This is a genomic window from Pantoea sp. A4 (genome assembly GCF_000295955.2).
Taxonomy (GTDB): domain Bacteria; phylum Pseudomonadota; class Gammaproteobacteria; order Enterobacterales; family Enterobacteriaceae; genus Pantoea; species Pantoea multigeneris.
In genome coordinates this window covers 94,678-106,970 of record NZ_ALXE01000020.1, presented here as the reverse complement: position 1 = coordinate 106,970, position 12,293 = coordinate 94,678, and the positions used below count along the sequence as shown (strand labels likewise).

Below are 12,293 nucleotides of genomic sequence, written 5' to 3'. Positions count from 1 at the left end.
TATCGCTGCAACACTCTTTTGTCATTTAGGATTATTTGCATAGAAAATATCAAGATTTGGACTATCTTCAATTTGGACCCGCACATAGTTTTCCCAGGTACTAGTGACCACAGACAATACCTCCCTATTACCATTCCTCTGCCAGCATTCAGCCTCAAGATGACAGGTTTTTTGTTCTTCCCAGCCTCTGGAAAGAAGATACTTTTTAATATTACTGGTGACAGTGGTATTTTTAAATGTCACTGTTGAAATAAAAGTCACCTGACCTGACACATTTGCAAAAGCGAAAAAGTAATCATCCGATATGCGTGGCATTTCTTTGAGCAGATCGTGTGTTAGAAGATAGTATTCGCGAAAGTCACTTTGACGATAAACCATACTACCCTCTAACTCTGCTTTTAATGTCGGCCATACGAATACTAGCCATGCCAGCAATGCAACAACTGAAATAACAATAACCTTAGTTCTTATTTTCATATTGGGGATCTATTTTTTCACAACACCAACTGTGTAATAGAGAACCTGACAGGTAAAATATGCCAAAAAAAACAGGTCTTTCTTGCCTGGCAGGTATCGATATAGTGAGCGATTTTTACATCGACTATTCTTCATATGTCCTTATGTACCTATTCGCCTCTAATTGCAATTCAATCCTTTTCTCCCAATCAGATTTAGCTAAAGTCAACTATTCACTTACGCCCTCCTTTAACCAACACTCTGCGTCTACATGGCAGTTTTTTTGCAACTTCCAGCCCTGATTTTTCAGGTATTCTTCAATGGGTCCGGCGTTCGTTACTCCGTAAAACCTCACCCCCCAGACTAAGAATGCTGGCCCCGAGACATTCTTAAAATAAAAATCATAGTTTTCTGAGATCCGAGGCATGTTCTTATAAAGATCCGGCGTCAGAAGATAATATTCACGGAAGTCTTTTTCTTTGTAGTAAAGACTACCATCAAAAGTCACCTTCAGAGTTGGCCATATAAATGCCAGCCATAAAGAAAAAATAAAAATCACAATAATAGCTGATGTTTTAACCATTACCCGGGTAATATGATTTCCTTCATATATATCACTATAACACTCTTTTTTCATTCGGGATTTTTTGCGTAATATGTATCAAGATTTGGACTATCTGCAATTTGTACCCGCACATAGTTCTCCCTGGTATTGGTAACCACAGACAACACTTCTCTATTACCATTCTTCTGCCAGCATTTGGCCTCAAGATGACAGTTTTTTTGTTCTACCCAGCCTCTGGAACGAAGATACTTTTTAATATCACTGGTAACCGTGGTATTTTCAAATGTCACTGTTGAAATAAAAATCACCTGACCTGACACATTTGCAAAAGCGAAAAAGTAATCATCCGATATGCGTGGCATTTCTTTGAGCAGATCGGGTGTCAGCAGATAGTATTCGCGAAAGTCACTTTGACGATAAACCATACTGCCCTCTAATTCTACTTTCAGCGTCGGCCAGATGAACAAAAGCCAGGTAACTAAAACAAAAATCATCGTTAACGAAAAAATTATTTTGATTTTCATATTATGAAATGAATAAATTCACATCCCAATTAAGTGAAGTTTTACAATAAGAAAACAAACAATTACCTTGCTAAAACATAGCGCCTACTGCGTAGCTTCTTCGACACTTCCTTGGGAAGGCTTTGGACAAGTGGGTGTCTGAAAAATTTTATTCCAGGGGCCAAGCTCCATTTGCAGTTCCACTTTTTTTTCCCAGCCAGGTCTAGGTTTAATCACTGACAGCACTTCGCTCATACCTTCTTTTTTCCAGCAATCAGCTTCAACATCGCAGGACGACTGTAAGCACCATCCTTGACTTGTCAGATAATCTTCAATCGGCTTTGCATTATCAGTATCGTAGAACCTGACACCCCAAATTAATATCGCAGGACCTGAAATATTATCAAAATAAAAGTCATACTCTTTCGAGATACGCGGCATGTTTTTATACAGGTCAGGCGTCATTATATAATACTCACGAAAATCCTTCTCTTTATAATATAGACTACCGTCAAAAGTTACCCTCAGCGTTGGCCATACAAATGCTAGCCATGCACAGAAAAAAACAGAGGCAATGGCCAAGAGTGTTAATGCAAATTTTTTAACTTTTGTCATGGTTATCTCATTCCGGCTCACAAACCATTGGCCCGATATTAGCATCCTTGTAGGGTTTTACGAAATTACCATCATCGACAGTCACATAAACATTGCCTGAATTAAAATCCCTATAGGGCTGAATGCTGGTCATAAAACCAGGTAAAACCCCTTTACGTGGCTGTGCATTGCGGAATTTTTCCGGATCGGGAAACAATAACGGTAGAAAATCTTCGTTCTTATATGAGCCAATCGGTCCATAGTAGTCCCAGCGCTTTAGGGCTTCCTCTTTACTCACCGGACGTAGCAGCGGGAAGGGATTACAAAGACGCATAATGCGATAATACCCCAACAAATTAGACACCAGGTCTTCTCCGCTAAAGCCACTATCGGTGATGAAATAAAACGGAAACTGTTGCTGAAAGGATTCGTAACGCCGCGCCAATGCCATCATCATGGCTAAAGCAATACTCTGCTGCTCCTGATAGGTCCGTCCTTTGCGAATTTTCCAGGTAATAAACTTGCCGGTGCTAATACGGTGTGCGCTATCGACCATTCCCTGCGCATAGGTCACATCATAGGTAAGCTGACCCGATTGCTCACCAACATGGAATTTCTTCATTAAGGTACGAATATCATCTCCTCGGGCATGGCCCATATCAATCCAGCCTAACACCTCGGTATAAATCAATCCTCTTCTTGCCGTTGGGGCATGATATCCATCAATAATGTCATTTCTACTGCTCATCCCTTCTCTCCTTTTCCATTGATCACCTACAGTGATCATCACCATAGATAATCACATGGCGCGCATAATGCAGATATCACTGAGAGAATTCAATCATGAGAATTTTTTAACTGAACAAAGTGAGATCAACAGCACATATCCCTGACTTTATTGCATAAATTTGTATGGCGAACTGAACTCCACACCATCAAACAGGGGAAAATACGATTAAAGAAGGGGAGAAGCACGGGTGGCGGTGACCACCCGGAGGGAGACTTACAGCACGCGGGCGAGGAAGCGCCGGGTGCGTTCGTGGCGGGGATTACTCAGCACCTGCTGGCTGCTCCCCTGCTCCACAATCTTACCATCGACCATAAATACCACTTTGTCCGCGACTTCACGGGCAAAGCCGATTTCATGTGTCACCACCACCAGCGTAGTGCCCGATCGCGCCAGCTTTTTGATGACGTCCAGCACTTCGCCCACCAGTTCGGGATCGAGGGCAGAGGTGGGTTCATCAAACAGCAGTACGCGCGGTTTTAGCATCAACGCACGGGCGATAGCGATACGCTGCTGCTGGCCACCGGAGAGATGGCGCGGCCAGGCATCGGCTTTATGGCGCAGCCCTACTACATCCAGCAATTCCGCCGCACGGGCTATTGCGTCTTGCTTCGACAGCTTGCGATGGGCAATCGGTGCCTCAATCAGATTTTCCAGCACCGTTAGATGCGGGAACAGATTAAAGTTCTGGAACACATAGCCCACGTTGACACGCTGGCGCAGGATATCTTTCTCTTTCAGCTCGTAGAGCTTATCGCCGCGCTGTTGATAGCCAATATAGTCACCATCAATCTGAATAAAGCCCTGATCAACACGTTCAAGATGATTCAGGGTACGCAGCAGCGTGGATTTTCCCGAGCCAGAAGGGCCAAGGATCACGGTGACTGAACCCGGTTCTAACTCCAGCGAAACATCATCCAGCGCTTTGTGGCGGCCAAAAGATTTGCTGACGTTAGTAATACTGATTGCACCGCGCGCTTCCGTCACGGTTTGCTGGCGATAATCAATGGCCTCGGACATGACCAGTCTCCTCTGAAGTTGCAATCGCGGTCACTGGGCTACGCCATAAGCGCCAGCGTGAAGGTGGCCGTTGGCGATCCACACTGCGAGCCAGTAAACGCTCAACCCGGTATTGCAGAATGGACAGTACCGTGGTGATGATCAGATACCACACAGCCCCCACCATTAGCAGTGGGATCACTTCCTGATTACGGTTGTAGATCATCTGAATGGTGTAAAACAGCTCAGGCATCGCCAGCACGTAAACCATGGCAGTGCCTTTGGCGAGACCAATCACTTCATTAAAAGCCGTCGGGATAATCGCTCGTAGCGCCTGCGGCAAAATGATCCGCAACGTACGACGTGAGGCCGAAAGCCCCAGGGCCGCCGCGGCTTCATACTGGCCGTTGTCTACGCCCAGTAGACCTCCGCGAATGATTTCAGCACTGTACGCAGCTTGAACCAGCGTCAGACCAATCACCGCCGAAGAGAACTGTCCCAGCACATTAATGGTCTGGAAATTTCCCCAGCTTAGCGGGGTGAACGGGATCCCCAGCGACAAGGTGTCATAGAGGTAAGAGAAGTTATACAGAATGATCAGCACCACAATCAGCGGTAGCGACCGGAATAACCAGATATATCCCCAGGCGATGCTGCTTAACAACCAGGAAGAGGAAAGACGCGCCAGCGCCAGCAGTCCCCCCAGTATCAGGCTAAACACCGTGCCTAGCAGCGTCAGTAACAGCGTTTGGCCGAGGCCGTGAATGATCGCCGGATCAAAGAACCAGCGGGCGAAAACCCGCCACTCCCAGCGTGGGTTCAGGGCGACCGACTGGATCACCCCCGCCAGAATAAACAGGGCGACCAGCGCCCCGATAGTGCGTCCCGGGTAGCGTGCCGGGACCACCTTAAGTTGAGGATGTGACTTCATTACTGCTCCTTAAACTGGCCTGTGCGACCGACTCAGCCCCGATCGTTTTTAAAAATCGCAGTCGCCCGTCATGCGGGGGTTGGCCATAGCGTTCCATATCCCCTGTAGTATCAAACTGCGGTTGGTAGCCATAACTGATATACAGGCGCACCGCTTCAGGCTGACGAAAACCGGTAGTAAGGAAAATACGCTGATATCCCGCCAGCAATGCCCGCCTCTCCAGCTCATGCAGAATCTGCGCCGCCAGCCCCTGTCGGCGCAGGTCACTGCGGGTCCAGATGCGCTTAAGCTCAGCGGTATTTTCATCGTAGGGTTTGTAAGCCCCCATCGCGATAATCTCACCGTCGCGCTCCAGCACAATGAACAGTCCCTGGGGCGGCAAATACCATTCCGTCAGTTCCACCACCTCCGGTTGATTACGGAAAAAATCACCATAACGCGTCGCATATTCACCAAACAGACCGGTCAGAATCGGTTGCAACTCGGCATCTTCAGGAGAAACATCACGGAAAAATTGCTGGCTCATGGCGATATCCTTAGTCACCTAATCCTGGTGGGTTGATTTCTGAACGATCCAGGGCTTCAACACTTTCCCCCCAGCGATTCAGCACTTTCTTGTAGTCGCCGCTTTGGATCACACCGTTTAGTGCTGTCGCCACCGGCTCAACCAGGCCATTGCCTTTCTTCAGGGTGACGGCAATTTGCGCCACCTGAGGCCAGCCACCGTCAATATTCCCCACCAGACGGGTTTGATGATTCTGTGAGGCACGCCATGCACCCATCACGTTAGGTCCTAACCAGGCATCTGCGCGCCCCGAGAGCAGTGACAGGTTTTCGGCTGCACTGTCTTTCAGGTAAACCGGAGTAAAGGGTTTCAGGCCTTTCGCACGGTTCTCTTTATCCCACGCCAGTAAGACGGCTTCCTGGTTGGTGCCGGAACCCACAATAATGCGCAGTCCGGCAATGTCCGCCGCTTTGTTAATGGACTTAATGCTGCTGCCATCTTTCACGTAGAAGCCCAGCAGGTCTTTACGGTAGGTGGCGAAGTCGAACTTCTCTTTACGCTCTTTCGTGACGGTCACATTGGTGATCGCCGCATCATACTTGCCAGACGCCACGCCCAGCGGCCAGTCTTCCCAGGAAACCGGGACGATATTCAGCTTCAGGCCGAGGCTGTCCGCGACAAGACGCGCAATATCAACCTCACTGCCCAACAGGGTTTTGTTATCGTCCGCAAACACCGCCAGCGGTGGCGAGTTCTGCGCAGTGATCGCGACGGTGAACTCACCCGGCACAATGAATTTATGTCCGGCAGGGATCTGTGCGATAGCCTGTGGATTTTTGCTGGTATCAATTGGCGTCTTATTCGCCTCGAGACTGATATCCTTACCGTTAACAGCGACTTCCGTGCCGGCGGCAAAGGCTGTGCTGGTTGTCAGGGCTAACAGCAGAGCAAGCAGGGTTTTTTTCATTTTTTCGACTCTTATTATTGAGAGAACTGATTAACAGGTTGAGATAAACCGAGGCTGTCACGCAGGGTGACGCCGGGATATTCACTGCGGAACAGACCGCGCGCTTGCAGCACCGGGATCACCTGATCGACAAAGCGTTCAAAGGTATCTGGCGTTCCACCGTGGATGATGAAGCCGTCTGTGGCTTCGGCTTCAAACCAGCGTTGCAGGCCATCAGCAACTTCCTCCGGCGTGCCAAAGAATTTCGGTCGCTCCGTGGCAGCTTCCAGTGCAGCCTGACGCAAGGTATGCCCGTATTTCCGGGCTTTCTCTTTGATTTCATCCGTGGTGCTGCGGAAGCTGTTCTGGCCGATGTCGCCAATGTCCGGGAATGGCGCATCAAGGGGATATTGAGAAAAATCATGGTGATCAAAGAAGCGCCCCAGATAGTTCAGCGCATCTTTGATCGACACCAGCGCGGCTGTCGTCTGGTACTGCTGTTCAACATCTTCAGCATCTTTTCCGACGATGACGCTGACGCCCTGGAAGATGTGCAGATCATCCGGCTTGCGCCCGTTTGCCACCAGCTGCTGTTTAACATCACGATAGAACTCCTGCGCCTCTTCCAGCGTCGGCTGATGAGTGAAGATCGCATCGGCATGGCGTGCAGCCAGTTTACGTCCATCGACAGAAGCACCCGCCTGGAACACAATCGGACGGCCCTGCGGTGTACGGCCAATGTTCAACGGTCCCTGCACCTGGAAAAAATCACCGTGGTGATCGAGCGTGTGTAATTTGCTGGCGTCAAAGAACTGCCCACTCTCCTTATTACGGATAAAGGCATCTTCCTCCCATGAATCCCACAAGCCTTTTACTACCTGCAAATACTCATCGGCAATGCGATAGCGCAAAGCATGTTCCGGGTGTTGCGCACGTGAGAAGTTTTTGGCCGAGCCTTCCAGAGGTGAAGTCACCACATTCCAGCCTGCGCGGCCCCCGCTGAGGTGATCGAGGCTGGCAAACTGTCGCGCCACGGTAAAAGGTTCGCTGTAAGAGGTGGAAACGGTTCCCACCAGACCAATGTGTTCAGTGACTGCGGCCAACGTGGAGAGCAGCGTCAGTGGCTCGAAGCGATTGAGAAAATGCGGAATTGATTTCTCATTAATAAACAGGCCATCAGCCACGAACAGGAAATCCAGTTTTCCCTGCTCTGCCTTGCGCGCCACGCTGGTGGCATACTTCAGGTTAATGCTCGCGTCCACGACGGCCGCTGGATGTCGCCATGCGGACATATTGCCTGATGCACCATGCAAAATGGTGCCAATTCTCAACTGTCGGTTTGCCATAATGTTCTCATTAAAAAGGGAGGTTCTGCTGCACCTGATGGCACAGCAGCAAAATCATTAATTCAGGGAAGTTGCGGGACATCGGGCATGCAGATGCTGCAAGGCCTGTTGTGCAAGTGCGCTAAAGTAACGCGCAGCGGGTGCGATAGAGGCTTCATCGGGGTTAAACGCCGCGTGGTGTAAACCAAACTCACTGGCGCTGCCGATACTGACAAAAGCGCCGGGCACTTGCTGTAAATAGAAGGCAAAGTCCTCACCACCCAGATGTAAGTCGGCGGTACGTGTCTCGTAGCCCTGTTCTCTCGCCACCTGGGTGCTAAAGTCAGCCCAGACCGGATCATTCACCAATACAGGCGGCCCCGGATGCCAGCTCAGCTCAGCGCTGGCCCCTGCCGCAGCCGCGATATTTTCAACTACCTGACGTGCGCGACGTTCCAGTTGCGCACGCACTTCCAGATCGTGGGTCCGGGCGGTGCCGCCAAATTCGACGCCGCCGGGCAAGACATTCCAGGTTTTACCCCCGTCGATACGGGTAATGCTTAAGACCAGGCTATCCAGCGTGTTAAAGCTGCGGCTGGTCAGTGCCTGCAGTGCCTGAATGATCTGGCTGGCCACCAGAATGGCGTCGACACCCTCTTCCGGGTATGCCGCGTGAGCGCCTTTGCCATTGACGCGAATAATGAATTTGTCCGCGTTGGCGTAAAACGCCCCGCCGCGCGTGGCGAACACCCCCTGCGGTAAACCCGGTTCATTATGCATGCCGAAAATGGCCTGCACGCCGTCCAACACACCCGCGCGTAAGAACTGCTTAGCCCCGGTGCAGTTCTCCTCTCCCGGCTGGAACAGGATCCGCACCCGGCCCGGCAACTGTGACTCAATGTCTTTCAGTTGCAATGCTGCACCCAGCATCACTGCGCTGTGCACGTCATGCCCGCAAGCATGCATGACACCCGGATTCCGTGAGTGAAATTTAAGGCCAGTGGCTTCATTGATCGGCAGTGCATCGATATCAGCCCGCAGCGCGATAAGCGGTTCGCCGTGGCCAATTTCCGCCACCACGCCGGTCTCTATCGCATAATCCAGTAGTCGGATATCTGCCTGTTGTAGCCAGCTACGAATGCGCTCCGTTGTGGCGACTTCCTTGCAAGAAATTTCAGGCCAGGTATGCAGTTCTCTGCGCCAGTTGATTAACTGTGTCGCTAGGGTGTCACTCATCGTTACCTCCGGGCGGAAAAGTTCAGGCTGCGACTAAGTGATGCGTCGCCAGTAATTGCAACGATTTCTCACGCGCTAACGGATCGCTGATCGGGGTATCAATAACAAATTCATCAATGCCAAAGTTGCTGTGCAGGGCTTCCAGTTGAGCATGCACCTGAGCCGCGGTGCCTTTTAACAATGAAGGGGTACGCGGCTCGATGACGTAGTCGGTGAATCCACCCTGGCGCACATAACGCTCTGCCTGCTCAATGCTGCCCACGTTCACCCCTTGCCCTCCGGCCACCTTGACGTGGAAGTGACGCAATCCCTCCACCAGCAAATCCGCTTCTGCCGGAGATTCGGCCACCACGACCTGCACCGCCACCAGCGCGCGTTTGCCACTTAACTGGTGGTAGGTATTCAGGGTATTTTCCAACAGGGTGCGATCACCATTCAGGTGCGCCGCAAACACCAAATGCCAGCCATGGTCGGCTGCGGTGCGAGCACTTTGCTCGCTGGCCCCTAACAGGAAGCGATTCGCCGGACGCTGCGGCTGTGGCGTTGCACGCAGGCTGTCTTCATGCTCGTCTCGCGGTGCCGCAGTCTGTAAATAAAGGTTGAGCTGTTCCAGCTGCGTGGCAAAGTCGCCGCGTTCGTCAGCATGGACCCCTTGCTGTAAAGCTCGGGTGGAGAGTGGCAGACCGCCAGGCGCTTTGCCTACGCCGAGATCGATACGCCCCGGCGCTAATGAAGCCAGAAGATTGAAATTTTCCGCGACTTTATAGGGGCTGTAGTGCTGCAACATTACCCCGCCGGAGCCAACACGAATGTGCTGGGTCTGCGCAATGATCCACGCAATCAGAACTTCGGGTGAGGGACCGGCAAGTTGATCGGTATTGTGGTGTTCAGCGACCCAGAAACGGTGATAACCCCAGGCTTCTGCCTGCTGCGCCAAATGGAGTGTACGTTGCAGTGCCTGGCTGGCAGTCTCTCCCGCCGCCAGCGGCGATTTATCTAACAGACTCAGTCGATAGGACATGCGTCAATTCCTTATATAAGCAGTTGCCGCTAAGTCTGAAACCTGAAAGATATTTCGTAAAACAACATAAAGTCATTTGGTTAGGGGATTCTGATATATCTATTAAGCAAAATGAATTTAGGAAGATAACCGGCTGTTTTAACAGGGCCTGATGATTTCCCTGCTGAAAAGATATGAAAAAGCTGGCTTATGGCTTGCGCTATTCTTATTAAGCCACGAAAAAAAGATAAGAAAAACTGGCAGAATCAACGGTAAAAGGTAGCGATGATGTACGCCATCGCTACTGTAAGTCAGATCGGTGATGGCTCAGTTCACCTTGCCACGCATGTCCACGGGAACCGGCTCTGGATTTTTCGGCTTCTTACGTAAAAACAGTGAGTGAATCAACGCAACCACCAGCAGAAAGACCCCGTAGAACCACCACGCGATAAACGAGTGTCCTTTGAGCTTAGCGATGGTTGCCGGGATACATGCGAGAAGTGCTAACAGAAGAATGACGCCCACGTCCGTGTCCTTTTTTGTCCAGATGGAGCATCATTATAAAGAAAATCTTATGTGATTAGAAGCCATCCGTAGGTGTGGCCTCACCTTAATAACAAATCTGGCAATAGACATCAGCAATCAGGCAGTTATGTGCCGAAATTAGCATGAAATAAAGGAGAAAAGCGTCGCTGGCGTTCTATTTGTTTATTGCAGCAAAGCTAAGCTCAATTCGTTGCTTCACCTGTTTGGTATCACATTCGATGATGATTTAAGACCGCTAAAGGTACTTAATAATAAAGGCATCGAGATGAAAAAACGTTTTTCGCTTTCACCAGTACAAAGTGCAATCGCTATTACATTACTCGCCGGGAGTTTCAGCGCGTTGGCGGCAGATAAGCCGGTTCAGGGTGGTACCTTAATTTACCTGGAACAGCAGGCACATACTAACCTCTATCCACCCGCTGGGGGTTTCTATCCTAACGGCGGTATTCTCAACCAGATCACCGATAAGCTCACCTGGCAAAATCCTAACACCTTACAGGTCGAGCCCTGGGTAGCGGAGAGCTGGACCAGCAACGCGGATAAAACCGAATATACCTTTAAAATCCGCCCTGGCATTACCTTCTCTGACGGCACACCGCTGGATGCCAATGCGGTGGCTAAAAACTTTGATACCTACGGACTGGGAAATAAAGAGAAGCATCTGCCGGTGTCCGAAGTGATCAACAACTACGACCACAGTGAAGTGGTGGATCCTTTGACGGTGAAGTTCTTCTTCAAGAAACCGTCACCGGGCTTCCTGCAAGGTACAGCCACCATTGGTTCAGGTCTGGTGTCACTTAGCACCCTGAACCGCAGTTTTGACCAGTTGGGGGATGCGCGCCATATCATCGGATCGGGTCCGTTCGTAGTCAGTGACGAAAAACTGGGCCGTGAAGTCGATCTGGTGAAACGCAAAGACTATCACTGGGGGCCGAAAAACATTGCTCAGCAAGGCCCGGCCAATCTTGATGGCATCAAAGTGATTGTTACGCCGGAAGACAGCGTGCGCATCGGTGCGCTGCTGGCGGGCCAGGCTGATTTTATTCGTCAGGTCCAGGCCTACGATGAGAAGCAGGCCGAAGCGCAAAAATTCCCTATTTATGCCGCACCCACCCGGGGCGTCAACGATAGCATCAGTTTCCGCCCGGATAACCCGTTGGTCAGCGATATCCGCGTGCGCCAGGCTTTGCTGCATGCCACCAATACGCATCAGGTGGTGCAGACGCTGTTTTCACCTAACTACCCGCAAGCCACGTCTTTGCTGGCCGCCAGTGCCGCAGGCTACGTCAATCTTGCTGATAAGCTGAAATTTGACCCGCAATTATCAAAGAAACTGCTTGATGAAGCTGGCTGGAAACCCGGACCGGATGGCATTCGTGTGAAAGACGGCCAACGCCTTGCGCTGACCGTGTATGAATCACTGCCTCAGCCACAGAATAAAGAAGTCCTGCAACTGATTGCTCAGCAATGGCGTGAGGTTGGCGTGGCGCTAAGCGTGAAAGCCGGTGATGCCGGTAGCCGTACTCTGGATAGCCTCGACCCATTGAAAACACCGCTTAACGTCACTGAAGTGGGCCGCGCCGATCCCGATGTGGTGAAGAGCAGCTTCTACCCCACTAACCGCGATGCGCTGCTGCAAAAAGGCGGCTCCAGCGACAAAGTGAAAAGTTTCCGTGACGACAAACTCAACCAGTTGCTGGTGGATATCTCAGCAGAAGTCGATCCGGCCAAACGCCTACAGCTCACGGGGGATGTACAGCGCTATCTGATCGATCAGGCTTATGTCATCCCGGTGTTTGAAGAGCCACAGGTCTTCGCCGGTGCGCCGTGGTTTAAAGGCGTCAGTTTTGAAGCCGTTGGCCGCCCTTCGTTCTACGGCGCGTGGCTTGAAAAGCACTGA

Annotated in this window: 14 protein-coding genes; 1 reads left to right on the top strand and 13 read right to left on the bottom strand. The window is 50.7% G+C overall.

Annotated elements, in window-relative coordinates:
• Positions 1-21: 21 nt before the first annotated feature.
• The 13 genes from B880_RS24850 to B880_RS24830 form a co-directional block, all read right to left on the bottom strand.
• Entirely contained in the window at positions 22-477 is a 456-nt protein-coding gene (locus B880_RS24850) for a hypothetical protein (RefSeq protein ID WP_017346723.1), read from the bottom strand.
• Positions 478-685: 208 nt separating this feature from the next.
• Positions 686-1,093, bottom strand: coding sequence for a hypothetical protein (locus B880_RS24845; protein WP_157060525.1), 408 nt, complete (start codon positions 1,091-1,093; stop codon positions 686-688).
• The gene (locus B880_RS24840; protein WP_017346721.1) at positions 1,090-1,545 is read right to left on the bottom strand and encodes a hypothetical protein; all 456 of its coding nucleotides are present in this window, start codon (positions 1,543-1,545) and stop codon (positions 1,090-1,092) included. Before B880_RS24840 ends, B880_RS24845 begins: the two co-directional genes overlap by 4 nt.
• Before the next feature lie 84 nt (positions 1,546-1,629).
• Positions 1,630-2,139, bottom strand: coding sequence for a hypothetical protein (locus B880_RS24835; RefSeq protein ID WP_017346720.1), 510 nt, complete (start codon positions 2,137-2,139; stop codon positions 1,630-1,632).
• A 7-nt stretch (positions 2,140-2,146) separates the two neighbouring features.
• Positions 2,147-2,866, bottom strand: a complete 720-nt coding sequence (locus tag B880_RS0107215) for a DUF4056 domain-containing protein (protein ID WP_026042474.1) — start codon at positions 2,864-2,866, stop codon at positions 2,147-2,149.
• Between the two features lie 255 nt (positions 2,867-3,121).
• Positions 3,122-3,925, bottom strand: coding sequence for an amino acid ABC transporter ATP-binding protein (locus tag B880_RS0107210; RefSeq protein WP_017346718.1), 804 nt, complete (start codon positions 3,923-3,925; stop codon positions 3,122-3,124).
• Positions 3,909-4,835, bottom strand: coding sequence for an amino acid ABC transporter permease (locus B880_RS0107205; protein ID WP_017346717.1), 927 nt, complete (start codon positions 4,833-4,835; stop codon positions 3,909-3,911). Before B880_RS0107205 ends, B880_RS0107210 begins: the two co-directional genes overlap by 17 nt.
• On the bottom strand, positions 4,813-5,361 hold the full coding sequence (locus tag B880_RS0107200; protein WP_017346716.1) for a GNAT family N-acetyltransferase: 549 nt from the start codon (positions 5,359-5,361) through the stop codon (positions 4,813-4,815). Before B880_RS0107200 ends, B880_RS0107205 begins: the two co-directional genes overlap by 23 nt.
• 10 nt (positions 5,362-5,371) lie before the next feature.
• Positions 5,372-6,307 (bottom strand): ABC transporter substrate-binding protein, encoded by a 936-nt coding sequence (locus B880_RS0107195; RefSeq protein WP_017346715.1) that lies wholly within the window; start codon positions 6,305-6,307, stop codon positions 5,372-5,374.
• 14 nt (positions 6,308-6,321) lie between these two features.
• Positions 6,322-7,632 (bottom strand): LLM class flavin-dependent oxidoreductase, encoded by a 1,311-nt coding sequence (locus tag B880_RS0107190; RefSeq protein ID WP_017346714.1) that lies wholly within the window; start codon positions 7,630-7,632, stop codon positions 6,322-6,324.
• Between the two features lie 57 nt (positions 7,633-7,689).
• Positions 7,690-8,847, bottom strand: a complete 1,158-nt coding sequence (locus B880_RS0107185; RefSeq protein WP_017346713.1) for an amidohydrolase — start codon at positions 8,845-8,847, stop codon at positions 7,690-7,692.
• Between the two features lie 22 nt (positions 8,848-8,869).
• The gene (locus B880_RS0107180) at positions 8,870-9,868 is read right to left on the bottom strand and encodes an MsnO8 family LLM class oxidoreductase (RefSeq protein ID WP_017346712.1); all 999 of its coding nucleotides are present in this window, start codon (positions 9,866-9,868) and stop codon (positions 8,870-8,872) included.
• 306 nt (positions 9,869-10,174) lie between these two features.
• Positions 10,175-10,372 carry a hypothetical protein gene (locus B880_RS24830; protein ID WP_017346711.1) on the bottom strand — a complete coding sequence of 66 codons (198 nt, stop codon included), beginning with the start codon at positions 10,370-10,372 and terminating at the stop codon, positions 10,175-10,177.
• A 286-nt stretch (positions 10,373-10,658) separates the two neighbouring features.
• On the opposite strand from B880_RS24830, the gene B880_RS0107170 reads away from it, so the two are divergent.
• Positions 10,659-12,293, top strand: a complete 1,635-nt coding sequence (locus B880_RS0107170) for a TIGR04028 family ABC transporter substrate-binding protein (protein ID WP_017346710.1) — start codon at positions 10,659-10,661, stop codon at positions 12,291-12,293.